The 25,693-nt window shown below is 34.4% G+C and carries 23 protein-coding genes; 1 reads left to right on the forward strand and 22 read right to left on the reverse strand.

Annotated elements, in window-relative coordinates; translation table 11 throughout:
- Positions 1 to 9 precede the first annotated feature (9 nt).
- From OC530_RS04505 to OC530_RS04600, 20 genes are all read right to left on the reverse strand, one after another.
- Entirely contained in the window at positions 10 to 465 is a 456-nt protein-coding gene (locus OC530_RS04505) for an NUDIX hydrolase (RefSeq protein ID WP_262079942.1), read from the reverse strand.
- A gap of 140 nt (positions 466 to 605) precedes the next feature.
- Entirely contained in the window at positions 606 to 1,727 is a 1,122-nt protein-coding gene (gene mnmA, locus OC530_RS04510; protein ID WP_262079943.1) for a tRNA 2-thiouridine(34) synthase MnmA, read from the reverse strand.
- A gap of 374 nt (positions 1,728 to 2,101) precedes the next feature.
- Complete coding sequence (gene argH, locus OC530_RS04515; RefSeq protein ID WP_262079945.1) at positions 2,102 to 3,493, reverse strand: argininosuccinate lyase; 1,392 nt, start codon at positions 3,491 to 3,493, stop codon at positions 2,102 to 2,104.
- Positions 3,494 to 3,521: 28 nt separating this feature from the next.
- Positions 3,522 to 4,718 carry an argininosuccinate synthase gene (locus tag OC530_RS04520; RefSeq protein ID WP_262079947.1) on the reverse strand — a complete coding sequence of 399 codons (1,197 nt, stop codon included), beginning with the start codon at positions 4,716 to 4,718 and terminating at the stop codon, positions 3,522 to 3,524.
- 16 nt (positions 4,719 to 4,734) lie between these two features.
- Positions 4,735 to 5,541 carry an ABC transporter substrate-binding protein gene (locus OC530_RS04525; protein ID WP_262079949.1) on the reverse strand — a complete coding sequence of 269 codons (807 nt, stop codon included), beginning with the start codon at positions 5,539 to 5,541 and terminating at the stop codon, positions 4,735 to 4,737.
- 170 nt (positions 5,542 to 5,711) lie between these two features.
- Positions 5,712 to 6,517 (reverse strand): IS5 family transposase gene (locus tag OC530_RS04530; protein ID WP_100104433.1). Its coding sequence is split into 2 segments (ribosomal slippage): positions 5,712 to 6,140 and positions 6,143 to 6,517, totalling 804 coding nucleotides; the frame shifts between segments, so codons are not numbered across the junction.
- A 32-nt stretch (positions 6,518 to 6,549) separates the two neighbouring features.
- Positions 6,550 to 7,146, reverse strand: coding sequence for a response regulator transcription factor (locus OC530_RS04535; RefSeq protein WP_023945190.1), 597 nt, complete (start codon positions 7,144 to 7,146; stop codon positions 6,550 to 6,552).
- Complete coding sequence (locus OC530_RS04540; RefSeq protein WP_023945192.1) at positions 7,127 to 8,701, reverse strand: ATP-binding protein; 1,575 nt, start codon at positions 8,699 to 8,701, stop codon at positions 7,127 to 7,129. Before OC530_RS04540 ends, OC530_RS04535 begins: the two co-directional genes overlap by 20 nt.
- A gap of 89 nt (positions 8,702 to 8,790) precedes the next feature.
- On the reverse strand, positions 8,791 to 10,809 hold the full coding sequence (locus OC530_RS04545; RefSeq protein WP_023945194.1) for an FtsX-like permease family protein: 2,019 nt from the start codon (positions 10,807 to 10,809) through the stop codon (positions 8,791 to 8,793).
- An 11-nt stretch (positions 10,810 to 10,820) separates the two neighbouring features.
- A complete protein-coding gene (locus tag OC530_RS04550; RefSeq protein WP_023945195.1) occupies positions 10,821 to 11,555 on the reverse strand; it encodes an ABC transporter ATP-binding protein in 735 nt (244 codons plus the stop codon).
- A 263-nt stretch (positions 11,556 to 11,818) separates the two neighbouring features.
- Positions 11,819 to 11,995, reverse strand: a complete 177-nt coding sequence (gene slmA, locus OC530_RS04555) for a salivaricin M family lantibiotic (RefSeq protein ID WP_057487960.1) — start codon at positions 11,993 to 11,995, stop codon at positions 11,819 to 11,821.
- A gap of 93 nt (positions 11,996 to 12,088) precedes the next feature.
- Entirely contained in the window at positions 12,089 to 12,271 is a 183-nt protein-coding gene (slmA, locus tag OC530_RS04560) for a salivaricin M family lantibiotic (RefSeq protein WP_078156164.1), read from the reverse strand.
- 80 nt (positions 12,272 to 12,351) lie between these two features.
- Positions 12,352 to 12,534: a salivaricin M family lantibiotic gene (gene slmA / locus OC530_RS04565; RefSeq protein ID WP_057487959.1), complete on the reverse strand. Its 183-nt coding sequence runs from the start codon at positions 12,532 to 12,534 to the stop codon at positions 12,352 to 12,354.
- A 15-nt stretch (positions 12,535 to 12,549) separates the two neighbouring features.
- Positions 12,550 to 12,720, reverse strand: a complete 171-nt coding sequence (gene slmA, locus OC530_RS04570; protein ID WP_240148715.1) for a salivaricin M family lantibiotic — start codon at positions 12,718 to 12,720, stop codon at positions 12,550 to 12,552.
- 31 nt (positions 12,721 to 12,751) lie between these two features.
- The gene (slmA, locus tag OC530_RS04575) at positions 12,752 to 12,940 is read right to left on the reverse strand and encodes a salivaricin M family lantibiotic (RefSeq protein ID WP_057487957.1); all 189 of its coding nucleotides are present in this window, start codon (positions 12,938 to 12,940) and stop codon (positions 12,752 to 12,754) included.
- Between the two features lie 914 nt (positions 12,941 to 13,854).
- The gene (locus OC530_RS04580; RefSeq protein WP_078156163.1) at positions 13,855 to 15,972 is read right to left on the reverse strand and encodes a peptidase domain-containing ABC transporter; all 2,118 of its coding nucleotides are present in this window, start codon (positions 15,970 to 15,972) and stop codon (positions 13,855 to 13,857) included.
- Positions 15,973 to 15,983: 11 nt separating this feature from the next.
- The gene (gene lanM / locus OC530_RS04585; protein WP_262079965.1) at positions 15,984 to 18,929 is read right to left on the reverse strand and encodes a type 2 lanthipeptide synthetase LanM; all 2,946 of its coding nucleotides are present in this window, start codon (positions 18,927 to 18,929) and stop codon (positions 15,984 to 15,986) included.
- Positions 18,930 to 19,242: 313 nt separating this feature from the next.
- Positions 19,243 to 19,884, reverse strand: a complete 642-nt coding sequence (locus OC530_RS04590) for an ABC transporter ATP-binding protein (protein WP_173249815.1) — start codon at positions 19,882 to 19,884, stop codon at positions 19,243 to 19,245.
- Positions 19,881 to 21,989, reverse strand: coding sequence for an amino acid ABC transporter permease (locus tag OC530_RS04595; RefSeq protein ID WP_050242663.1), 2,109 nt, complete (start codon positions 21,987 to 21,989; stop codon positions 19,881 to 19,883). The genes OC530_RS04590 and OC530_RS04595 overlap by 4 nt, the downstream gene beginning before the upstream one ends.
- A 54-nt stretch (positions 21,990 to 22,043) precedes the next feature.
- Positions 22,044 to 22,328 carry a lactococcin 972 family bacteriocin gene (locus OC530_RS04600; protein WP_050242664.1) on the reverse strand — a complete coding sequence of 95 codons (285 nt, stop codon included), beginning with the start codon at positions 22,326 to 22,328 and terminating at the stop codon, positions 22,044 to 22,046.
- Positions 22,329 to 22,710: 382 nt separating this feature from the next.
- Between OC530_RS04600 and OC530_RS04605 the strand changes: the two genes are divergently transcribed.
- Positions 22,711 to 23,601, forward strand: a complete 891-nt coding sequence (locus OC530_RS04605; protein WP_262079973.1) for a helix-turn-helix transcriptional regulator — start codon at positions 22,711 to 22,713, stop codon at positions 23,599 to 23,601.
- Positions 23,602 to 24,043: 442 nt separating this feature from the next.
- Here OC530_RS04605 and OC530_RS04610 read toward each other — a convergent pair whose 3' ends face one another.
- Positions 24,044 to 24,631 (reverse strand): hypothetical protein, encoded by a 588-nt coding sequence (locus OC530_RS04610; RefSeq protein ID WP_001108794.1) that lies wholly within the window; start codon positions 24,629 to 24,631, stop codon positions 24,044 to 24,046.
- Between the two features lie 272 nt (positions 24,632 to 24,903).
- On the reverse strand, positions 24,904 to 25,524 hold the full coding sequence (locus OC530_RS04615; RefSeq protein ID WP_000843460.1) for a LysM domain-containing protein: 621 nt from the start codon (positions 25,522 to 25,524) through the stop codon (positions 24,904 to 24,906).
- Positions 25,525 to 25,693 lie beyond the last annotated feature (169 nt).

Consider the following 25,693-nt stretch of genomic DNA (forward strand, 5'->3'; position numbering starts at 1 on the left):
ATTTCTCTCCTATTCCTCAAGATGAATGTGTCTTAGTTGGCCGTCCCAATCTGGTAGGGCTGTTTTTAGAAAGGCTGGAACTAGCTGGATATTCTGGAGCTTATCCAAATCAATCCATTCGCAAGGTTGCGTCTTCTCATCTTCCTGCATGGTCAATGGAGCATCTTCAAGCAAATCCACCAGATAATGAAACTCGATATTGTGATAGGAAACACCGTCCTGTTCAAAACGATTTTCAACTACGAAAGCTAGCTGTCCAGCTTGAGCTTTTACACCCAGTTCTTCCCTCACTTCACGGACTACCGCGTCTTCCGTGCTTTCATTGACTTGAATCGCACCGCCGATAGTGTAATACTTACCCTTATCTTTGGTGACTAGAAGCTTGCGATTTTGGACAATCAAGGCTGTCGCCCGAACACCAAAAACCGTATTGTCTACTTTTGTCCGAAAGTCTTGTTGAATCATTCTTGTCCTTTCCTCTAAACGACACAAAAACAGTCAAAACTCCAAAGAAGTGCAGGACAAAAAAGCCTGCAACATCCATGAGCTTTGACCATCATTTCTATTGCTTTTATTATTGTAGCAAATTGAGAAAATTTGTCAATCTAAATGTACTGACAAACTTGTCCATCGCGGTAAGCATTGTCAATCAGGCCACCACCTAGACACTCTTCGCCATCGTAAAAGACAACTGCCTGTCCTGGTGTAATCGCGCGTTGCGGTTCTGCAAAAATAACCTCTGCCTTATCTCCTTTGACATGGACGGTCACCTTAGAATCAGGCTGACGGTAGCGGAATTTAGCCGTACATTCGAGCGTAAACTCCTCTGGCATCTCACGAGTAAAGTGGACTTGACTAGCCTCTAGGCTGGTTGACATGAGCGAATCATGGTAGAAACCTTGGCCGACATAGAGGATATTCTTGCTTAGGTCTTTTCCGACAACGAACCAAGGAGCATTGTCACCGCCGTGTTGGCCACCAATACCGAGACCGCCACGCTGACCGATTGTATAGTACATAAGTCCTGCATGCTCGCCCATATCGCGACCATCCACAGTCATCATGCGACCAGGCTGAGCTGGCAGGTAGTTGCTGAGAAAGTTTTTAAAGTTCTTTTCTCCGATAAAGCAAATCCCTGTCGAGTCTTTCTTCTTAGCAGTCGCAAGGCCTGCTTCTTCTGCTAGTCTGCGAACTTCAGGCTTTTCCAAATGTCCCAAAGGGAACATGGTTTTTTGGAGTTGTTCTTGCGAAAGTTGGCTGAGGAAATAAGTCTGATCCTTGCCATTGTCCACGCCACGAAGCATGTGAACTGTCCCGTCCTCATCACGCGCCACTCGGGCATAATGGCCAGTCGCCACATAGTCTGCCCCCAAGGTCATAGCATAGTCCAAAAAGGCCTTAAACTTGATTTCCTTATTACACATAACATCTGGATTGGGCGTGCGCCCTGCACGGTATTCCGCTAGGAAATACTCGAAAACGCGGTCCCAGTACTCTTTTTCAAAATTGACAGAGTAGTAAGGAATGCCAAGTTGGTCTGCCACCGCAGCCACATCCTTGTAATCTTCGGTCGCCGTACAGACGCCGTTTTCATCTGTGTCATCCCAGTTCTTCATGAAGATACCGATCACATCGTAGCCCTGCTCCTTGAGAAGAAGAGCCGTCACCGACGAATCAACACCACCACTCATCCCCACAACAACACGTATTTTAGAGTTATCACTCATGAGAAGTCTCCCATCTATTCGTTTATTTATACCCCTCAAAATTCTATTTACTATGACTTTCAATAGAATTTCTTCGAGTATAGTCTTTTCGTTTGCTTTTAGGACTAGGCAACGAGTCGCAGGCATAACTTGAGTTCGCTCAATCAGTCTGGGAGACTGATTGAGGTTATAAATCAGACAAGCTCAGCTTGCATCTCATTTCGAGTTAACGACGTAATAAAAGATAAACGAAATGACTAGTTCACGATTGAAGGTCGTGTGTGCTTTAACGATTGAAGGTCGCTTGAGCAGTATTCATTATAACACGCTTGGTTGGAGAAGACAAGAAAGAGGCTGTCAATCGACCAACCTCTTGTTCTGAACCTATCAATCTATCACTTTCTAGCTTTATTCGCTTTCTTAGCAACTGCAATCTGGTATTTCACTTGGTCAAATCCTGTACCCCCCAAGGAATTTCGTCTTTGAACAGCAGTTTTAGGTTGCAAGTAGACATAAATATCCTCAGCAATGAGGGAATGATAGGTTTGCAATTCCTCCAAAGTCCAATCTTGAATATTTTTAGCAGACTTGATAGAGTCTAACACTAATCTTCCCACAACCTCATGAGCTTCTCTAAATGGCAAGCCTTTCCCTGCCAAATAATCTGCCAACTCAGTTGCATTTGAAAAATCCTTCTCTGTAGATTCTTGCATTTTTTCCTTGTTTACCTGCAAGCTGGATAACATACCTGTCAATACATCCAAAGAATTTAAAATCGTTTCGACCGTGTCAAACATCCCTTCCTTATCCTCTTGCAAATCCTTATTATAAGCTAAGGGCAAGGACTTCATGACTGTCAATAGTCCAAACAGATTCCCATAAACTCGACCAGTCTTTCCTCGAATCAACTCAGCCATATCTGGATTTTTCTTTTGGGGCATAATAGAGGAACCTGTTGTAAACGTATCTGACAAGGTAATGAATTGGTACTCAAAACTACACCAATTGATCATTTCTTCACAAAAACGGCTCATATGCATCATGAGTATACTGGCATTGGATAGAAATTCTAAGATAAAATCGCGGTCACTAACAGCATCCAAAGAATTTGTATAAGGTTGCTTAAACTCCAGCAAATCGCTAGACAATTGGCGATCAATGGGGAAAGTCGTTCCTGCCAAAGCTGCCGCACCTAGAGGGCATAGGTCTGTATGCTTCTGGTTAAATTCAAAACGTTCACTATCTCTTTGAAACATATTGTAGTAAGCCATCAGATAGTGGGCAAAACTAATAGGCTGGGCATGTTGCAGATGGGTATAGCCCGGCATGATCGTCTCCACATGATTTTCCGCTAAATCTAATAAAACACCCTTGAGATGAGCCAGTTTATCTAGGACATGGCCTAGTTGCTCCTTGAGATACAAGTGCATATCTGTCGCAACTTGGTCATTTCGAGAACGAGCTGTATGTAACTTCCCTGCAAGGGGACCAATTTTTTCTGTCAGCAACACTTCCATATTCATATGAATATCTTCGTTTGCAATATCAAAGACAAGTTGGCCTGCCTCTAGCTCTTCTAAAAGCTCTTTCAAACCTTCTTGAATCTTTTCTGACTCCTTCAAACTCAAAATTCCCGTCTGACCCAACATCTGAACGTGGGCTAAAGAACCAATCAAGTCAAATTTAGCTAATTTCTGGTCAAAAGATATACTCGCACCAAAGCGCTCTACCCAGTCTTCGACAGTACCTTCAAAGCGACCACCCCATAATTTTGTATTCTTAGCCATATCACATCCACCTCTCTATCCAATCGTCCTATTTGGCGCTTTTTTGAACCTCAGAATGAACCTTGGTTGGAAGTCCCCACAACTTAATAAATCCAACAGCCGCATCTTGGTCAAAGGTATCCGCACTGGTATAAGTCGCCAAATTTTCATCGTAAAGAGAATTTGGTGATTTCCGAGCTACGACCTGAGCACTTCCCTTATAGAGTTTGACTTTTGCAGTCCCATTGACAACTTTTTGAGTCTCTTTAATATAAGCAATCAAGGATTGTGTAGCTGGACTAAACCACAAAGCATTATAAATGAGATTTGATAATTCATTTTCTATGATTGGTTTAAAATGAGCCACTTCTCTCACAAGCGTCAAGTCCTCAATTTCCTTATGAGCTGTCAGCAGAGTCACTGCCCCTGGGCATTCATAGATTTCTCTTGATTTAATCCCAACCAAACGATTTTCCACGTGGTCAATCCGTCCAACCCCATGTTTTCCAGCTATTTCATTGAGTTTTTGAATCAAATCTGCCAATTTTAACACTTCTCCATTGAGGGAAACTGGAACACCTTCACTAAACTCAATATCAATGTATTCTGGCATATCTGGAGCTTGCTCTGGAGAAGTTGTGATGCCAAAGGCTTCTTCTGGAGCCTGATTCCATGGATTTTCCAAAATACCACACTCATTGGCACGTCCCCAAAGATTTTGGTCAACAGAGTAAGGATTGTCAAGGTCAGCAGGAACAGGTACTCCATTTTCCTTGGCATAATGAATTTCTTCCTCCCGAGACCATTTCCATTCACGAACTGGCGCAATCACTTTTAAATTGGGATCCAAGGCTGCAATCGATACTTCAAAACGTACTTGGTCATTCCCCTTACCTGTACAACCATGGGCAATTGTAGTCGCTCCTGTCTGATGCGCGATTTCAACCAATTTTTTAGAAATAAGAGGGCGGCTCAAGGCAGATACCAAGGGGTACTTTTGTTCATAATAGGCATGTGACTGAAGAGCCACTAGCACATAATCTGTAGCAAATTCATCCTTAACATCAATGACATAAGATTCGACTGCCCCAACCTTGAGAGCCTTATCATGGATAAAATCTAAGTCTTTCCCTTCACCCACATCCATACAAACTGCAACAACATCATAGTCTTTCTTTAACCAGGTAATAGCAACTGATGTGTCTAAACCGCCAGAATAGGCCAAAATTACTTTTTCTTTACTCATGTTCTTTTCCTTCTTTCTATTTTTCAATGGACGCTTTAAAGGCATCCTCAATGAGTTTGTCTAATTCTCCAGACTCCTTCAACTTTTGAATGGTTTTATCGACTGCTTCTTTCAATTCCTTGCTATCTTTTTTCATGGCGACCGCATAGGAATCATCTTGCTCTTTTTCAAAATTGAGGTCTGCGATTGCTAAATCAGGATTATTTTCCACAAATCCCTTGGCAACTGGTTCTTCAAAGATGACGGCATCCACTTGCCCTGATTTTAAATCTGTGATTAAATTCCCATTTTTAGGCAGAGATACGAGGGATGAATTTTGTAGCAAATCTTTCGCCATCGTCTCTTGAATCGAACCTTTCTGCGCTCCGACCTTTTTCTGCGCTAAGTCGTTGACAGACTGATAAGTGGCCAAGTCATATTTTTTGACAATGAGCTTATTTTTTGAAGTATAGTAGGGAGTTGAAAAATCGAATACCTTACTCCGTTCATCTGTCTTAGAAACACCAGATATGGCAAGATCGGCTTTTCCTGATTGAACACTAGCCAGTACATTGTCAAAACTCATGGGAGATAGTTCCAATTCGACACCTAGTTCTGTTGCGATAGCCTTGGCTAATTCGATATCTGAACCCACAATCTGATTTTTCCCATCAACCACTTTTTGGTATTCAAATGGAGCAAAATCGGGATTGAGAGCTACAACCAATTTTCCTTTGGACTTGATAGCTTCAATTCCAGCCGATTGATTGTTACTACAAGCAAATAGTAGGGGGAGCATCACTAAACCAAACATCGTCATCAACACCTTCTTCATCTTATTCATAACAAAGCCTCCTTTATGTTTATTCCTTTTATTTGTATAAATAATACACTTATCTTCATCCTTTGTCAAGCCTAAATTGGAAAAATTTTCAATTTGAAACAAAAAACCTAGAAATACTACATAAAAATGTCATTTCTAGGCGTATTTATGCTATTAGACTTCCTGCGAAACTAGAATCCTAGTTCACGGTTGATAATTTCAGCAATTAAATTTATTCGTAATCCAAAGCGTTTACGTCGATTTCGATAGGTTGTTGAAAACATTTTAAACGTTTCTACTTTGGCAAAAACATTCTCAACCTTGATTCTCTCTTTAGATAGCACATGATTATAGGATTTATCTTCAAGAGTTAGTGGCTTAAGTTTGCTTGATTTCCTCGGAGTTTGCGCTTGTGAATACATCTTCATGAGCTCTTGACAACCACTGTCAGCCAAGATTTTACCAGCTTGTCCGATATTTCTGCGGCTCATTTTGAACAACTTCATATCGTGGCAATAGTCCACTGCAATATCCAAAGAAACAATTCTCCCTTGGCTTGTGACAATCGCCTGAGCCTTCATAGCATGACATTTCTTTTTACCAGAATAATTGGTTAGTTGATTTTTTTAGGACGATTGATTTTTACCTCTGTTGCATCCACAATCACCGTATCCTCAGCACTAAGATGAGTTTTTAAAATCGTAAAACCACTTTGAAGAAGAGTCACTTCAACCCATTGACTCCGACGGATTAAGTTGCTTTCGTGAATGCCAAAATCAGCCGCAATTTGTTCATAAGTTCGGTATTCTCGCATGTATTGAAGAGTAGCCATGAGGAGGTCTTCTAGGCTTAACTTAGGGGTTCGTCCACCTTTTGCGTGTTTAAGTTGATAAGCTGTTTTTAACACAGCTAACATCTCTTCAAAAGTAGTGCGTTGAACACCAACAAGGCGCTTAAATCGTGCATAACTTAATGGTTTACTTGATTCATAATTCATAGTTTTATGCCAATTTGGCATAAAAGATAATCTTACTCTGGAGAGAAATATCCTAAAAGTTCTGCTTTATGGATTGCCTCCTGCCTATTATTAACACCTAGCTTTGAAAATACATTTGCCAAATGATTCGAAACAGTCCGCTTACTTAAAAATAAGGTTTCACAAACCTCATCAATTGTTAAACCATTTCTAATCGATTCTAACACTTCTATCTCTCGTTCAGACAAGATATCCACGATTTCTTCTACCGAAAAATACTTTTTTCCACTATATATACCTTTTAATTGAGTAAGAAGCTTATCTGGATCGATACTTTTATCAATAAAAGCATAGGCTCCCATCTTCTGAGCTCGATACTCATAAATTTTTTTGCTATACCCTGTTAAAATAACGATTTTAATACCTCGTTCTTTTTTTATCATTTCTTCTGCCAAGGCTAATCCATCTGTTTCATAAATACTAGTCAAATTAATATCTATCAAAATGATATCGTATGGACTATAATCAATATCATCTACTGATTGAAAATTTTCAACTAAATCAACATATTCAATTGTTTCTGATAACTCTAAAATCATTTTTATGCTCTGACTAAACAACTTGTGATCATCAATTAATAAAATTTTCATAGCATAGCTCCTTATCTATTGGTAATTGAATTTCTACTTGAAACATAGCATCCATTGTCTGAATTTCTATTGTTCCACCTAAAACACTAACACGATTTTCTAAATTCTTTAACCCATAACCAAGATGGTTACTAGAAATATCATAATTATTTTTACAAGATAAATAAATAATATCGTCAGATACAGAGAGAGATAACCAAATAGTATGTCCTGATGAATATTTAACAGCATTAGTCACTAATTCTTCAATAAAGCGATAAAGAATCTTATCATACGGTTCCATTAGAAAAAAATCAGACTGAAAATCTGTTTCAACTTCTTTCATAGTCTCATATCTCCTCAATATTCTATCAATTAATGATGTATATTTTTTAGTTAACTCCTCATTGCCACTACTCATTGGTTGATAATAATCCATTCTCTCTCGGATACGTTGAACTAGTTCATCTGAGACATATCCAATCTGAGTTCTAAACTTCTCATCTTCTCCATATTTATTAAAATTTTTAATAGCCATCACACTTTGTAATACTTCGTTATGAAGAAATTCTGCGAATTGTTGCTCTATATCTTCATTAGCTAACAAATTCTTCACCATCTTATTTCTTTTCAAAAATAAAACTTCTAAATAATCTTTTGCACCCGTTAGCCGCTTACCTCTAAATAATCTAATAAATTCTTCCGTTAGAAATCCAACAATCAGCACAAGTAAATTAAAACAAATAAAACTTTGTTTTAAATCTAGTCTTGCAATAATAAATGTAGCAATTAAAAGGATACTTACCCCCAGTAGTACTTTTAAACTTGCCTCAATATATAATAGTTTCAACTCATCTATCTTTTTTTGAAAACTCATATAAATTGTTTTCAAGTGGAACGAAACAAGTACCAAAAAAATTTCTACATACCATAAAAAATTTAAAATACCAATATCAGCCGTGTTAATATATAAAATGACATAAGTAACGGGTAGAAAAAATGAAAGGAAGGTTAAATTTTTCCTCTGGTAATTTAAAAAAGATTTCAACTCTTTTTTATACATCATTAACAGAACAATAGGTAAGCAAGAAATGAAAAATGATGTAAATATAGATAAGAATAAAAAGAGAGGCTCACTAAAAAAATAAGATATCTCTGTAATAATCGTAACAATAAAAGTTACAAAAAATAGTTCCTCACCTATTTTTTTACCTAACAGAATAATAGATACTGAACTATAAACTAATAGAAAAGAATTAATGGGATGAAGCAGATCTAAAAAATGGAATAATGTGTGTTCAACATTCAAACTCAGAGCCAATTGCCAACTAATTAAAAATAGAGATAGTAATAGCCACAACTTTAATTCACTATATTTAAACTTTAAGAAATTACAAATATAAGTAGAAATAATCAACAAAATAATAAAAACAACTGCAAATTTTTGAGTAAAAGTTGATGAAAAGTCAAATGGAATTTTAAGGTATATATAAACCATTAATATAAAATGATTTATTAAAGTGCTCCACCATAACAATAATGAGTTATCAGAAATATTCTTTAACCACGTCTTCATATTTAAAATTTCCTACTATGATTTTTTGTTATCATTATATCACAAAACCAGAATAAGGATAGCTAATATCCCATTCTGGTTTTCACTCATTAGATCTGATTACTGGCCCTCACACAAATTTTATAGGTAAAATAGATATAAATTGTAAATAAACCAATCATAAACAATAAATATTTTACATCAATTACAACTGTTGTATTTGCAAAATTTTCAAAGTAGCCTAATAAGCTATTACTAAGTGAACAACTCAATGGAATAGCTATTAGCAACGGTATTAGAAAATAGGCGAGAATCTGTTGAAAAATAATTTTTTTATTTTGCATTCTTTGATTTCCTAATAAATAAAGTATATTGTAATCATTAACACTTTCTAATGCATTTGTGGAAGCCTGCAACGACAGAATACTCAATGTGATAACTGTAAAAATAACTCCAACAAAAATTAGAACTAATACAATGACTCCCATAACTCCTAGATATAGTTCTGCTGATCGAACTTTTGTTTGATATACAAAATCAGCTTGATTTCCTTCTTGATCCGTAAAATAATAATTTTCAATCCAGTTCTCTAAAAATGATTCAACATTTCGTTTATCAATCCCTTTTTTATATAAGGCTACATAATGTAAACTGTTAATAGTCAATTTTTTCGCTACTTTATCAGGGACTATCAATGTCCCTCGATCATTATTTTCTACTGTAGTAACAAAATAAACATTTTCCAAAGGACTTTTAGAACTTGACCTTAACTTTACATCGGAAACAGTCAATTCGTTAGTTTTAGAGAGAAATTCCCTAATCTGCTTCCTAGTGCCTTTATAGTTTGCATTTATTAAAAATTCATTGTCTGACAAACTGACTTCTTTTTTCCCTTGAAGTCTTAATAAAGAATTATAATCAGTAAGCGAAACAATATTAACGAACGAGCCTCCTAATTCTTTATCTAAATCCCATAAATTGCTTGTATCAATAATATCTTTATAAGTCAATTCACTTATATAAGTTGGATACTCAAACTCTTTATCAATAATCGAAAAGTCAAAACCATCTTCTTTTAACTTATTCTTTACATCTATATTGTTATGATGGTATTTTTCTCCCTTAAACATCTGCACATCAATATCATAAGGAATAAATTTATTTAAATCATTACTCAATGAACTGTAGGCACTACCACTAAAAATCAATAAGCTAGTTGCTAATGCCAAGGAAAGCGATAATACCGATATGGTCACCGAATTACGATCTGCTTGCTTAGATAGTTGTCTGAGTTTAAATGAATTATATTTCTTGAAATACCAATTTGGCAATGAATAAGTTAAGCGGATCAAAGAATGACTTAATGTACTGTAAAAAATAAATATAACTAGTACAAACAGTGTTATAAGTAACATTCCCCAATTTCTAAGAATTGAAATATGTGTATAGTCTGATAAATAGACACATCCAAAGCAAATAACTAGTGCCGACAAGATAAATAGTAGCAATTGCCATTTTGTTTCTCCTTTCGAAAAAATAGAACTTTTAACACCATTTTCTTGAATAAGAGAAATAATAGCTTGCTTTCTAAAGGTAACTATGTCCATCACACCAATGATTACACTTGTTGCTAAATATGATATTCCTAATAAATTAACTGATTTCATGTCTAGAAAAAACATATTACCAAAATAATTCCCCATAAAAAAATTAGATGCAATATGTGCTAGAACAATCAATACTCCTAACCCTAAGATAAATCCTGCAAGCAAAGCAAACAGATTAACAACCATTGTCTCACAGAAAAGCGTTCCTACAATATGACGTTTTTTCATCCCCAATGTTGCGTATAGACCTAGCTCTTGTTTTCTTCGACCTAATACGAAACCAGTGGAGTAAACAACTAAAAAAGCAATTGTACTCAATACAACATAAGATAATAGTCCCATATATTGTGTCATAATGGTTGTCATCATCTCCTTAGCACCTGATAAACTTTGCATAACAGGATGACTTGGCAAAGCATTAAATGCATAGAGTAGACTATAAATTAACGTTAAACTAAGAAAATAAACTGTGTAGGTCTGTAAATTTCTTTGAACATTTCTGAGAATTAATTTTGGATACATCCTACTTCTCCTTATCGTGTATGTTTATAAATTTTTTGTAAGTATTCTTCATTTGATAAAGAATGGCGGTACATATCTGCTGTAACTTGTCCATCCTTTAATAGAATAATTCGTGATGAATACTTAGCTGCTGCCGGATCATGTGTCACCATTAAAATGGTAATGCCAAAAACTTGATTAATCTCTTGCAGAAGAGCCATTAAATTTTCTGAGTTAGCCGAATCTAAAGCACCTGTTGGTTCATCTGCAATAAGCAGTTTAGATTCATCAATTAGAGCACGTGCGGTGGCAACACGCTGTCTTTGTCCTCCTGATAATTGATTGGGAAATTTATTTCGTAATTGACCAATTGATAATTTTTCTAGGATATTTTCTATTTTTAAATGACAATCAGCAACTTTTTTCCCTTGAATTTGTAATGGTAAGACAATATTCTCATAAACTGTTAAAGTTTCAACTAAATTATAAGATTGAAAGATATAGGAAATATTTTGTGAGCGATAGTTTGCCAATTGATTATCTGTTGCATTGATGATATCAAATCCCTCAAAGGAAATATCACCTGACGTCGGCTTATCGATTGTTGAAATACAGTTTAACAAAGTTGTTTTTCCACTGCCGCTTGCTCCCATAATAGCAAGAAATTCTCCTGTCTTTACAGAGAGATTAACATCCGATAAAGCATGAACTAGGCTATCTCCCTCCCCAAACTCTTTATTTAAATTTTTTACAACTAATTGTGACATAAATATTCCTCCATTTCTATTTTACAAGACTATTATAATCAATCTGAGCTTTAATATCATGAGTAATTCGTGCATAATCTCTCTAAAGACAAGTAAAAAAGCCATAAACTAGTATGGCTTTTTAAATATACATCATTTTCGTTCTTTTCGTTTTTTCATAACGTAGACGATACCAATAATAGATGCTCCTAGAATCAATACGGGAGCATAAAACTCAAGTGTTCCAATAATTCCTTCCATCTTACTCTCCAATCTTGTTCATTCTATCTACAGCGGACATTTGGTGACGTACATTCATAAGAAAGCGTGAAAGCCCACCCACAGCGACCTTGACTAGTCATTCGAATTGCTGTTCTGAGTCCAGCTGCAGAATTACCTGCTAATTCTTGATTGTCAATTTCATGACGCAAGCTATCAACTTCTACATAATTTTCTTCCATTTTGTTTCTCCTATAATTTATCATTTAACTCTATATCTGTCAACTATAACAAGGAAAATTTTCACATCTCAAGAAACATATATACTTCCTAAATTAACAATTAACATTATTACTTGTACATTCATAAGAACATGTGAAACATCGACCGCAGCGACCAGCTAGAGTCATTTTAAATGCTGAATACCAGCCTCCTGCACCAGAAGTTCCTTCCAATTCTTGAGCGCTAATTTCAAAGTCTAAAGTGTCAATTTCTGAATTATATTGCTTGTTTTCCATATTGTCCCTCGCAAAACTTTCCTTGTTTATAATAAATTTAACAAATACTATTTATCAGAATAAAATTTTCTAATCCTTAGTTAACCGCATTTTACATGATTACTAGTACATTCAAATGAACCAGTAAACCATCGACCACAACGACCTGCTAGACTTAATTGAACTGCCGTGAACCAGCCTGAACCTGATTTGCCTGAAAGCTCCTGCTCGTTTACCTCAAAATCCAAATTATCAATCTCTGATGACATTTTCTTTTCTTCCATCATTTTCTCCTATTTTTATTTACCACAACTTACGTTGTTACTAGTACATTCAAATGAACCAGTAAACCATCGACCACAACGACCTGCTAGACTTAATTGAACTGCCGTAAACCAACCTGAACCTGATTTACCTGAAAGCTCTTGCTCGTTTACTTCAAAATCCAAATTATCAATCTCTGATGACATTTTCTTTTCTTCCATCATTTTTCCCCCATTTTTATTTACCACAACTTACGTTGTTACTAGTGCATTCAAATGATCCTGTAAACCATCGACCGCAACGACCTGCTAGACTTAATTGAACTGCCGTAAACCAACCTGAACCTGATTTGCCTGAAAGCTCTTGCTCGTTTACTTCAAAATCAAGACTATCAATTTCTTCACATTTATGAATATGTTTAGTCATAAACAACTCTCCTTTCTTTTTTTAAGATAATCATCTTTACACTACTAAGTATACATCGCTAAATAGCTTTAGTAATGAGTAAATCGTGCAATAATATTGAACGATTTAAAAATTAAAAATGGTAATACAGATTGATTAGCTAGATATTCTAATATAGCAATAGACTCCGTGTGAAATATCTTTTTCTATCTATGTCAAGCTAGCTTGAACAATTAAATTGGAACAATCAATTTAGCTCTATGACAATGTATCTATCATAATTCTCACACCTTCAGCATACTGCTAGTAGAAAATAAAGTTGGAGGCTATATTGATGTCACAACGGAGTATTTCTTTGGAAATTCCATAATCTTGTCGTTTTTTTCAGAAAAATAGAAATAATCTGTTCTTAAAGTTCGTATTAGAAAATTAAAACTTACCTTGTTTCAAGCTCTCAATCAAGAAACAATAGAAACCATTTTGAGTAAAGTGTTGATCGGTGGCAATTCGACTAGTCATAACCACCCGTGAAAACGGGTGGCTTGTACACTGGCTATAAGCCGTTTCTCTCCAGCGGCGTCTAAAAACGCTCGCTGAACTTCGTTCAGGTCATGCTATATTATTTGACTAATTTTTCTCACAGAGAAAAACTGGCTTGAAACCACAATTAAAAGGACTGAGTCCTGTGCAATACAGGATTCAATCCTTAGCATAAATTAATAGTTCAACTTTTGAGGTCATTACACCTTGACGAAGTAGAATTCTTTTCAATTTTTACATTTTCCAATATTTTTAGTGAGTGATACTATAAAACTAAACCCCATACTTCTGAGACATAAGTTTATTCTTACTTTTCTTGGAAGTGTGATACAAATGATAAGCATAATCAACTCATTTAATGCAAAATAACTTAAACTTGAAATTTTTTATTAAAATTAATAATTCATTTGATAAAGTTGACTGTATAAACCATCTCTATTATTTAATAGCTCTCTATGCGTCCCTCTCTCAGAAATTTTTCCATTGTCCATAACAAAAATCTGATCAGAGTCAATAATTGTAGATAAACGATGTGCAATCAAGATTATAGTAATATTCTGCTCTTTAAATTTTCTCATTATTTGTTTTTCGTTTACATTATCTAAATAGCTTGTCGCTTCATCTAAGAGCATAATTCGAGGTTTCTTGACTAATGCTCTAGCCAAAATAATTCTTTGACGTTGCCCACCAGACAAATTCAATCCCATCTCCGAAACTAGCGTATGATATCCCATAGGCATATTTTGGATTTCATCGTGAATATTTACTAATTTACAAATTTCCTCTACTTCTTCTTGTGAAATAATATTATCACCTATAATATTTTCAAGAATAGTTTTATTAAAGAGTGTCATATCTTGAGGTACAATTCCAATTTGTTGACGTAAGTATTTTTTCTCAAATTTATCATAATCTATATTATCAAACAATATTTCTCCTGAACTTGCTGGATATAGACCAATTAATAACTTAGATAGAGTGCTTTTCCCAGAACCAGATGATCCGACAATTGCAACCTGCTCTCCTTGTTTTATTTCTAAAGAAATATTTTCTAAAACCTTTTTACTATCTTTTGTATATGAAAATGATACATTTCTTAATTCAATATCGCCTTTTAAATCAAATTTTAATTCTCCATTTTCCTCCATGTCTTCTTCTAAAATTTCAACTATCCTAGCTAAAAACGTTTTACTATTGTAAAATGATACTACTGTTTCAAAAATATTATTAGTTTTACTGAATAAAAGAGTACTTAAAGAATAAAGTGCAAATACACTTCCTATACCAACACTACTATTTGATTGTAAAGCAACAAACAGCAATATAAAAGGTGAAATAAATGTGATAATAGTAAATAACGAATTCACAAATCCTGAAAAAATTTCACTACATTTATATCTATATATATTTTTATCAAATAAACTCTTCCACTGCTTATATGTCTGGTCTTCAAAACCTTCCATTTTAATTCCCATCATAGAATAAACCATTTCAATCTGTTTATTCTGTAAGTCATTTTGAGAAATTATAAATGACTTATTTCTTTGTTCTAAACTCTGTCTGGTCAAGAATAATATAAAAAGATTCAAAAAAAACAATAGAACAGCTAATAAGGATATAATATAATTAAATCTAGCAAAATAGATTAAAATGCAAATAGCAAACCCTATATCTAAAATCCCAAGTATAAACTGATTTGTAAATAACTGTCTGATTCTAGACAAACCATTTATTGAGTAGATTAAATCTCCGCTACTTCTAGTAGAAAAAAATTTATAAGGTAACTTAAAGAGATTACTTATCACATTATTGTTTAGTCGCTCATCAATAGCACTTGTCAATATAATTGCAAAATATCTCTGGCACAACATGATAATAAAATATATGGAGACAAAAACTAAGAATCTAAGTAATAAATCGAATTGTTTAATAAAAACTCCCTTTGAGACTTCGTTTAAAATTTGTTGCATCCATAGAGGAAAAATAAAATTTACTCCATAACTACCTAGTGTTAAAAAAAGCAATGGAATAAAATATGGCCAAGTTTTTAACAACTGTTTATAAACTACTTGAAAGTTTTCTTTACTCTTTCTCCTAGATACTTGTGAACTATCTACTATACTGATTAGATACTCTGAAAAACCTTCTGAAAATTCTTCCAAACTATATCTAATTCTACCAAGTTCTGGATCGACAACCCATACAAATTTTTCGTTTACCTTCTCAATTACTACAAAATGTTTACTTTGCCATAAGGCAATTGCTGGAGTCAAAATTTTAGAGAAATTTTCAATTTGTTCTTTGGGATAACGAAACGACTTAATAGAAAATCCAATATTTTCTAATATATCAATTAAGTTTCCAAAATTTGTTCCATCCCTTCCTGTTTCCTGAATATTACGTAAATCTTTGACAGAAATCTCATGATCAAAATAACTTGATACCATTGCTACACAACATAAACCGCACTCTGTTTTTTGATGCTGTTCTATAAATGGTACTCTTCTCTTCATTACATTCCTCCTTAATTTAATAATAGCAATTCATTAAGACATTTTCTACCCGCCTTATAATTAGCCATCAATATTCCCATTTCACCTGTCAAAACACCCCAATCATCAGTTTCATAGGTCATTTTTTCTAATAAATATTGATTGCTTTCCTGATGTATCTCATTTTCAAATTGATTAGTTTGAACAGGTAAAATTGAATCCAAAATCACCAAATTACCCACATTCCCATGACAAATTGAATTATCCAAATTTAATCCATTAATTAGTATATCTCTGCTGTAATACTCCACTTCTTCCGATAACAACTTATCTGATAACCCATTAATTAACAAATAATGCTTAGCTTTTACAATACCAACAATACCATTACACCAGGAGTAGTATTTAGCATTTTTTCTTACTTTTAGAACTTTATTGGGATTTAGTTCCTCTCTCTCTTTCCTTAAATAGTCTTGTACACACTGAATAATCATTTTTCTAATATTTGAATCTGTACTTAAACTTAAACTATATTTATATAGCTGAACAATTACACCATAATTCCCGTGAGCATACCCTGGATCTTCTGAAATCCATACCCCTTCTTCGGCATATATTTTAAGCAGACGTTGAACAATTAGTTTCATCAACTTATCTGTCAAATTTAATATATCTAAATTTCCTTTAAATGTACTATTGACTTTCAATAAAACACCTAAAATACCAGAAATCCCACCGATAATATCTAAATTATCTAAATTTGAAACTATATCTTTAGTTCTAAAAATGGTTTCAAAGATACATGTTTCAATCTCCAAAGGAATATCTTTATTACTCTCCTTTAATACACACAATGCATATAGATAGCCATAAATTCCGGTAAAAGCTCCAACATTTTGATATGTAATATCAGAACTAAAATCCTTTATGTAGTTAACAGTGTATTTCATTACTCCAGGAAAAAGTTCTTCTAACTCCTTGATTTTTAAACTATTGATTCCAAGTAAAATGCCTGCTGTACCTGAATATAAATCATACTTCATAGGTGATATATCATAATTTTTATCCATAGCTAGCATTGCTAACCAGCTAATTTCGCCATTATGTTCAAACCTACTAGATAATAGTCTTTTTACAAATAATTCTCTTCCAAGATCTTTTCTTTTAGAAGGTTCAATATTTTTTACAAATAATTCGGTCCCCATAAAAGACATATTAATAATTCTCTTCTGACGAACTAAGTTTGAAGTAGATGCTATTTTTATTCTATTTAAAATTTTCTCTACAATACTTTCGCTCTCAAGTGATAAAATATATTCCTTAACTCCATTTGAAATATTATTATTAGATGAATCGGAATAAAAAATTGGGACATCATCATTTTTCAATTGATTAATCTCATCATGAATCATTTTACTATCAAATTCATTGGAAATATCACCATATTCACATAATCTAAGAAAATACATTTCAAAATCATAACGATTTTTTAAGAGTTCTGGGTGATGACTAGTCTCTAGTAACTGTACATATATATTGGTATTTCTATAAATGTATCTCGTTTCACAATTATTAAAATATTTCTTAATCATTTTTGAGATAACTGACTTATTATCAACAAAAATTCTATAAATCTCTTCAAATCCCTGTTGAACTTGAGGTAAATAATTAGAACAAGAGACATTCTCACCCTCGTATCTAACAGTACTGGGAAAGCTTCCAACCTCTTTAAAAACTTTTTCAATTCTGATTTCATCAGTGCCAACATTAGACAGCTGATGTGTTAAATAGGGAGATTCTCTTCTTGCACCAGAATTTAATGCACCTATTTCCATTCCTTTGTTATTATTAATTGAATATAGCGTCATTGGCAAAATACCTGTACTATATACTGAGTTAGCTACAAAGTCATACATTTTATGTATAGATGTATTAATTGTCTCATTTTCACTAAAATGAAGAATTGTTTCATTATCAATCAAATAAGGAAATCTCCCAGATGCTAATACATTTTCTCCATGATAATCTTTGGCACCAAACAAATGTAAAAATGCTAGAATTTTCCCCATATTTTCGAAATATATTTTTACATCTTCTAAAGTAGAACATTCTTGAATTTCAATCATTTCTACATAGCTATATCCTTTCTTAGTTAAAGTCTTAGGGATAAATAATGTATTCGAGATTCCAAATGTCTTTTCAAATTCTTCTGCAAATAATTTTAAATTAACATCCAATATCATATTACGAGGTTTATACACAATATCCTTATCTTTGAAATTTAATATACAAACTGTCTTGCCTTTAGAATGAGTATCACCTGCATTAAAATTAATTTTGGATAATTGTAAATTCGATACTTTAAAATAATTCTGAATATCTTGAATGTCGTCTTCTAAATTATTTAAAATTTCTTGAATATAAAAACTTATATTTTTTAATTTTTGATCTAATACCTCATATAACATTGGATATCTTTTATAAAAATCAACAATATATTCTTTATCTCGTAATAAAGTGTCTATATAGTATTTATATCTATCCTCACTACTCTCCCCCAGAAGTTTTGAATTTCTGCGTAAATCATTAATTTCTAAAACAACTGTACGATAACTAATATTCATACAAATCTCAAAAAAATATGTTTCAATACCTTCTATAAAAGTCTGTTTATCAGAAATATAATTCTTAGTTTCAACAATACTATAAATTTTTTGGACATATTTATAACACAATGGTTTATATAAATCTAACCAATTGATTCTAGTCTTAAGCCTTTGCTGTGGAGTATATAACATCCATTCACCTTGTTCTAGCGCTTCTTCAATAAATAAATCTTTACTTTCATCATAGTCATTATATAGTTGTTCCCATTCATTGAGCCCTTTCCCTGAAACATTCTTTAAAAATGTATCTAACTCCTGAGAATTATTGACATTATTAAATAGTTTTATCCATTTATCTGTAATTGCTGACATAGTAATTCCTCCTTATAATTACTTTAAGATTATCAAATTTTCAAGTAATGGTAATGAGTATTCTATGCACTTTTGAGATTGAGAGACCCAATTTGTAAAATTAAACTAGACAGAAAAAGCCATCTATGTTAGGCTCAGATAAACACCACATTTGTCTGAAAGAAACTAACATAAATGACCTATACTCAATAAATAGAATTCCTAGGAAATCATCGAATTATCAATCACCCTACCAAGTTTTTCTGAGTTACATGAAAAATCTAACTTAATTTGACAATTTAGTATTCACTCAGTCAAAATAAGCAGAACTAACTCATTTCCCCTCGCCCAATTCAATGATACGATGACATTGTTGGGCTACATAAGCATCGTGGGTCACAATAATGACTGTTTTCCCCTCGCGATTCATCTCTAAGAGAAACTTCAAGACCAAATCTCTATTTTCAGGATCCAGAGAACCTGTTGGTTCATCGGCTAAAATCAGCTGGCTGGGTTTTAAGATGGCTCTAGCAACTGCAATTCGTTGTTGTTCCCCACCAGACAACTCGGAAACCTTTTGATACAACGTAGCTGACAAACCTACTCTCTCTAAAATTTCTTCCACCTTTTTGAGCTTGTCTTTCTTAGACAATTTCACATATTTCAGTGCCAGCATAAGATTGTACTCGACCGTTTCATCATCAATCAGGGCAAAATTTTGAAATAGATAAGAGATATGTTCACGGATTATTGTTTGTGACTTGGCAGAATTAACCGCTAGATTTGTCTGGTCAAAAATCTCATACCGTCCGCTATAATCACCATCTATCAAACCTAATAAATTTAACAAGGTCGACTTACCACTACCACTCTTGCCAACAATGGCTACCAAATCCCCCTGATCAATCCTGAGAGATAAGTTATCCAAAATCACTTTTCCCCCAATGGTTTTGGTAATATTTTTCAACTCAATCATAAGATGCCCCCTTTCAATAACTCTACTAGACTTCTTTTCTCCATCCTAGAAGCCAAGCCTAGCACAAATAGTATATCCAAACATGTAAAGCCTGCAAACAGCAGGAGTGGCAAGAGCGCATGGGCAAAGAAAATCAAGACTAGAAGAGGCAGACTATAGCCCAGCAAGAGCAGAACGAGGAGAGGACGATAGCGATCGACCAGTTTCCACCCCATAAACTTCTTGGTAATGATATCCCTGCGCTTCAACAAGAAAGTAGTAACGAGTAAAAAGTAGGAAATCATCATGCTAAGGAGACCAAACAAAGCAAAGAGTATATTAAGATTTCGAACTGCATCTCGATAAGAATCCACTTTCTCTTGTTGAATGGCTTGAATCGATGAAAATTTTAAATAATTCCCATCTGATAATTTCTCAACTAACTCCGTAATCACTTTTTGATTTTGTTCTGTATTTTCAACTTTCATCGGGTTGTTTAAACCTGTCGTTGACAAGCGAGTCTTTTCTTCCCACATCATGTCTTGATCATTTACTAGACTAATGATTGGATTGTGGAGATTTTCCTTTCGCTCATTATTATAAGGGAAGAAAGACCAATCTCCTTCATAGTAGGCAATTTCTACATCCATATCTTCTATTGTTTGCTTTTGCTGATCTTCATACCTCAGAGAAAGATAGGCGATGGATTTTCCCAAGAATTGATTCTTGCCTTCTTGTCCTTTGTCACTGGCTGGCATCAAAATAACTTTTTTAGTGCCGGTATCTGGTAACTTGAATCCCTTGCTCTTTAGAAAATTGCTATTAGCATAGTAAACATCTACCTTATCAGGCAGTTGGTAGTTCTGCACTTGTTCAGCTTTGATGACTGGTTTGATAGAAAGACTCGCACTTCGCACATAGTTTACTTGTATTTTTGCTAGCAAGTCTTGATAAAATTGGTAGAAATAATCTGTAGATTTCCCTGACCCTGCTAGCTCTTCTTGCCACAGATTATCATTGAGTTTGAAGGTTTCCAAGGTCAGGTAATTTCCTTGGCTTACCCACTGTTGCTGATAAGCAAGTTCTTTGTTTTCTTGTTCTAGACTTCTGCCCACCCCAATCAGTAAGGCCGTCAGTAAAATAGTTGTCCCTATTTTCATCACATAATTGAAGATGAGACCAAGTTTGACAGATGAAAAACCTTTCAACATGGAACTGACTGTCATTTTCTGAATCATCAGGTAGGTCAGCCAACTGATGAACAAATATAACTGTAAAAGCAGAAATTGGGATAAGAGTAAACTTGGGAACAGAAGTTTTGGCCTGTAGTCCAGCACTAAAAATAGTCCCAAGTCAATGACAAGACTTCCACCCAAGAGAAGATAAAAATTAGTCTTTACAAAACCAGCTAAAATCGCCCCGCTTTGAAAACCAAGTAACTTTTGAACCCCCACTCGTTTCATCTCCATCATCGGCTGATAAACTGTTACTAACACAAGAAGTAAAATAGCCAAGACAAAAACAATGGCAGATAAAAGCAAATCTCGATTTATGACTTCCACTGCACTTTTATAGGTAGGCTCTAGCAAGGTAGCCTGGTCTATCTTGAAAAAATCGCTCCATTTCTGTACAATCCTATCCTTATCCATCTCTTGTGTAGAAGTTATCGTATAGCGACCATTTAAACTACGAGATGTATCCTTGATATAGGTTTGAAAAGTTATAAGCTGAATAGGCTTGGCTTTTAGAAAGGTCGGTATCGTATCAAGTTTATTAGAAATTTCTTTATTACTGTAGACTCCTTCACCATCTGTGGTAAAATCAAGAGAAGAAATCCCAAACTCTTGGTAGGGGAAGGTATCTTTATCAAAAACACCAGACTTGATTACCTCATCACCACTGTCTGTTTTGATGATGGAGACTTTGTACTCCTTTGATACATCCTCAAAAAATCGAAGAACAGACGCTGCAGGTTCGTTAATATCTTTCAAATACAAATCCAAAGAATCTACAGTCTTTCCCATTTCCCGAATCCGAACCGCTTCACGTGTGTAGTTTACATTAAAAACAAAAAAAGTGGTACACAGCAACAGCAGAAACATACAAAGATGACTGATTTTTTTCATAAAAGTACCTCCACTAAAGTTCTCCCTCTCCTAATAGAAGAGGGAGAATTTCACTTAAAATCCATAGAAATATTCCATTCCTGTTGGTGGAATTTGATTAAGGGCAGCTTTAGCCCAAACCTCGGGATCTTCACGATCCTTAGAGATTCTACCTCCATGCTTAACAGTTGCTGTATGAGATCGAGTAGAATGTAAATAATCAGAATATCCAAAAGTTCCTGTCCAACCTACTCCATAGTTCCATTGACCACCATCAACCCATACTGCTAAAGCATTTGTAGTAGCAAGTATACCACATACCATTAAAGATGCAACACCAATTTTAACTAATTTTCTCATGATTTATTTCTCCTATTATTGAGAGCTGTTCCGTAAAAACAGCTATAGTAATTTATCAACAAGTATCGTAGTCCATTGGACTCACCTTCCTTTCATTTTTACAACTAGCGCATTATATCGGCCAGTTCCATGGGAAAACCGTAGCAATGCTGAATAAGAAAGCAAGAAGAACTAAAAAGCGAAAAACTTTTTTATTCATACTTTTTCCCTCCTATCTGTATTTTGTATCTATAGTATACCTCTTCTTTATTCTATTTTAAAATTAGTTAACTTTTTTCACACATTATTTTAGTTTTCTTTTTTACTATTCCTGTTATTATGATACAATATTTTTAATAGGATTTTATTATTTGTTAACTTTTTTCACGAAAAGGAGAAAATTATGCGTTATGATTTCGGAAAGGTCTATAAAGAAATACGCGAGTCAAAAGGATTGACCCAAGAAGAGGTCTGTGGAAATGTCATCTCAAGAACCAGCCTATCAAAGATTGAAAGCGGCAAGGTAACTCCCAAATATGAAAATATGGAGTTTCTTCTCCGGCAAATCAATATGAGTTTTGAAGAGTTTGACTATATCTGCCATCTCTATCAACCAAGCCAACGAACAGAAATCATGCAAACCTATCTCAATATGAGCTCAATTCTAGGGACTAGTGAACTCGAAAAACTATTTCAAAAATGCCAAAACTATCTCAAGACCCTCCACGACCTACCTATAGAAGAAATCAGGGATATGCTGGAAGTTGTTATTTATCTCCGTCAACATGGGACTGGGGAACTGTCAGATCAAGTGAAACAGACTATCAAAAATCTTTGGGAAAAAATTGAAAAACAAGATACATGGTATGAAAGCGACCTAAAAATCCTCAATACCATCCTTTTCAGCTTTCCCATCGAACACCTCCATCTCATCACTGGAAAAATATTGCAACGCCTAGAAGTCTATAAAAACTACCAACATTTATATGACTTACGAATGGCAATCCTACTCAATCTGTCCACCATTTACTTATACCATCAAGACAAAAACATGTGTCAACAAATCTGCTATACTTTACTAGAGGATGCCAAGAAAAAGAAGCACTACGATAGGCTTGCTATCTGCTATGCCCGTATCGGGATTTGTAGGGATGACGCTAGACTTATCCAAAAAGGTTTCTCACTTCTGGAGCTGACCGAGGAAACTTCTATGCTGTCTCATCTCAAAAAAGAAGTAGAGACCTATTATCAACGGAAGGAAAGAGAAAAGGGCTTAGAAAAAACTAACTTCTAAATAAAACCACACTGTAATTCCAATCTTGAATACAATCAAGTTGAAAGGAATACCCTGTGGTTTTTAAATTTTTGAAGTTTCATAGGTCAGTTTGTTGGATAACGTTATAAGAAAATTCAGGCTCATCAATAGAAATCTTAATCCCCCTACTACTATCTGTTTACCTCTAATATATTCTAATTTTCTTTAATCAGTGCAACCTCTTTTTATTTTTTACTAAATTTTAAGTAGGTGTAAATAAATCCTGCACTGATAGCCAGAGTTGTCCACCACTTAAAATCAATATGCAAAAGTGAAAAGATTAGAAAATTGATGATTAGCGAGGCTAAAATATAAATAATGATTAAAATTTTATTTTTCATAGGAATTGCCTTTCTGAATGGATTCTAGTATTTACAGCTTATCTGTAAAGTTTACAATAAGCCGCTAGGGCAATTGTCTATCAGAATGTCCTTTTATCTGTCAATAATCCTAGAAAATCTTGTCGTTTCAAGTCTGAGAAATGTTTGGTAGAAAGACTTCCTTTTTGAAGTCCATCATCTCTAACCTGCAAATAATAGCTATGTTGGCTTGTTTTAATTGTCAAAAAATCGCCAAATACAAAAAATTTTTTCCAGTTACGAATCTCAAATTCTTTCATCTCTGATTTTGGAATGCGGATAAGGCCTTGTCGCAAATCACGATGATGCTCACTTGTGAAAGTCATCCCATTCCCAATATTTCTTATCAGTAGTTCATCTGGAGTTACCATCACCAACGCTATTTTAGTTAAGAAAATTTCAACTGTTGGTGGTAAAATCGCCAAATCAAACCAAGGATGTAGGTAGCGATAGGCTAAGAAATAATGAGGCTCCTCACCCAATCCTAGTTGTTTATATAAGTCCTTGACCTCACTATCTAACCTCGCTTCAAAAGACACATCCGAATGCTCTTCTTCCTTCCTCTGATTAAAATAACGCATCCAGACTAGGAAACCTATAAAGACTAGGACAAATATTCCTGATAAAAGATATTTTAAATTGTAGTTCATCACTTAACCTCCTGATTAACTTTTCCGCCTAAAACAGAGGCCTATCTATTTTGAAAATAGTTCCATAACAACTTTAAATAAGACTGGTAGTATTGTATCAAACTAGAATTCTTTCTTTTCTAGCTACATCATAATTCTTTGCTGAATACAAAGTTAAGGGCACTGCATTTGTTAACGCTTACACAACTCCTGCTTTACCTATATTATAAATCAACATATATAACCTGTCAAGTAATAAAAAAAAGAGCCATTCAAAGCTCCTTCCCTATTTCTTAATACCAGCCATTGTTAAGCCAGAAGTTTTTAGCGGCTGTCCATGAACCGTAACGTCCTGCAACGTAGGCATCTGCTACACGTTCTTGGTTTTCAGCTGAGTAGTCACCGTTCAAGTATGAATCTGTCAATTGGTAACGTCCGATATAACGTCCGTTTGTAGCTGTGTAGCTACCGCCTGATTCTTTTTGAGCGATCCATTCTTTGGCTTCTGCTTCAGATCCGCTTACAGTTGAAGCAACTGTTTCTTCTGCTACTGCTTCGCTTGCTACTGGAGTTTCTTCCACTACTTCTGTAGTTTCTGCTACTGGAGCTGAAACAGTTTCATCTTGAGCAGCTGGTGCTGCATAAGTCGTTGAAGCTGGTGCTACTGGAGCTGCTGGACCGTCGATAACCAACTCTTGACCAACATAAATCAAATGAATGTTGTCGATGTGGTTGTTTTCTGCCAATTTTTCAACTGTTGTGTTGTGAGTTTCAGCGATTTCTGAAAGTGTATCACCTTCTTTAACTGTGTAAGTTGATGATTCTTGAGCAGATACAAATGATGGAGCAAATACTGCAAACAAGGCAGCTACTCCTGCAAGAGTTGTTTTAATCTTTTTAGTTGTTGATTTCATATTTGAAAATTCTCCTTCTTTCTATAGTTCTATCATACCCTTTAAATATTACCGTTTCTTGACACTTTTATGTAGAAATATTACAAAATTATTTTTTATTTCCCTAAATAATGTGTTTTTTGTCATAAAAGATACTATTTTTATGCTATTTGAGGTATTAGAAAGGTTT

The sequence above is a fragment of the Streptococcus sp. Marseille-Q5619 genome (genome assembly GCF_946901205.1).
In the GTDB taxonomy this organism is placed as follows: Bacteria; Bacillota; Bacilli; order Lactobacillales; family Streptococcaceae; genus Streptococcus.

Excerpts from the sequence above, each read along its gene's own strand:
- OC530_RS04505 (WP_262079942.1), bottom strand. The coding sequence starts at position 465 with ATGATTCAACAAGACTTTCGGACAAAAGTAGACAATACGGTTTTTGGT.
- mnmA (WP_262079943.1), bottom strand. The coding sequence starts at position 1,727 with ATGAGTGATAACTCTAAAATACGTGTTGTTGTGGGGATGAGTGGTGGT.
- argH (WP_262079945.1), bottom strand. The coding sequence starts at position 3,493 with ATGGCTAAGAATACAAAATTATGGGGTGGTCGCTTTGAAGGTACTGTC.
- OC530_RS04520 (WP_262079947.1), bottom strand. The coding sequence starts at position 4,718 with ATGAGTAAAGAAAAAGTAATTTTGGCCTATTCTGGCGGTTTAGACACA.
- OC530_RS04525 (WP_262079949.1), bottom strand. The coding sequence starts at position 5,541 with ATGAATAAGATGAAGAAGGTGTTGATGACGATGTTTGGTTTAGTGATG.
- OC530_RS04535 (WP_023945190.1), bottom strand. The coding sequence starts at position 7,146 with ATGAAAATTTTATTAATTGATGATCACAAGTTGTTTAGTCAGAGCATA.
- OC530_RS04540 (WP_023945192.1), bottom strand. The coding sequence starts at position 8,701 with ATGAAGACGTGGTTAAAGAATATTTCTGATAACTCATTATTGTTATGG.
- OC530_RS04545 (WP_023945194.1), bottom strand. The coding sequence starts at position 10,809 with ATGTATCCAAAATTAATTCTCAGAAATGTTCAAAGAAATTTACAGACC.
- OC530_RS04550 (WP_023945195.1), bottom strand. The coding sequence starts at position 11,555 with ATGTCACAATTAGTTGTAAAAAATTTAAATAAAGAGTTTGGGGAGGGA.
- slmA (WP_057487960.1), bottom strand. The coding sequence starts at position 11,995 with ATGGAAGAAAATTATGTAGAAGTTGATAGCTTGCGTCATGAAATTGAC.
- slmA (WP_078156164.1), bottom strand. The coding sequence starts at position 12,271 with ATGGAAAACAAGCAATATAATTCAGAAATTGACACTTTAGACTTTGAA.
- slmA (WP_057487959.1), bottom strand. The coding sequence starts at position 12,534 with ATGGAAGAAAAGAAAATGTCATCAGAGATTGATAATTTGGATTTTGAG.
- slmA (WP_240148715.1), bottom strand. The coding sequence starts at position 12,720 with ATGTCATCAGAGATTGATAATTTGGATTTTGAAGTAAACGAGCAAGAG.
- slmA (WP_057487957.1), bottom strand. The coding sequence starts at position 12,940 with ATGACTAAACATATTCATAAATGTGAAGAAATTGATAGTCTTGATTTT.
- OC530_RS04580 (WP_078156163.1), bottom strand. The coding sequence starts at position 15,972 with ATGAAGAGAAGAGTACCATTTATAGAACAGCATCAAAAAACAGAGTGC.
- lanM (WP_262079965.1), bottom strand. The coding sequence starts at position 18,929 with ATGTCAGCAATTACAGATAAATGGATAAAACTATTTAATAATGTCAAT.
- OC530_RS04590 (WP_173249815.1), bottom strand. The coding sequence starts at position 19,884 with ATGATTGAGTTGAAAAATATTACCAAAACCATTGGGGGAAAAGTGATT.
- OC530_RS04595 (WP_050242663.1), bottom strand. The coding sequence starts at position 21,989 with ATGAAAAAAATCAGTCATCTTTGTATGTTTCTGCTGTTGCTGTGTACC.
- OC530_RS04600 (WP_050242664.1), bottom strand. The coding sequence starts at position 22,328 with ATGAGAAAATTAGTTAAAATTGGTGTTGCATCTTTAATGGTATGTGGT.
- OC530_RS04605 (WP_262079973.1), top strand. The coding sequence starts at position 22,711 with ATGCGTTATGATTTCGGAAAGGTCTATAAAGAAATACGCGAGTCAAAA.
- OC530_RS04610 (WP_001108794.1), bottom strand. The coding sequence starts at position 24,631 with ATGAACTACAATTTAAAATATCTTTTATCAGGAATATTTGTCCTAGTC.
- OC530_RS04615 (WP_000843460.1), bottom strand. The coding sequence starts at position 25,524 with ATGAAATCAACAACTAAAAAGATTAAAACAACTCTTGCAGGAGTAGCT.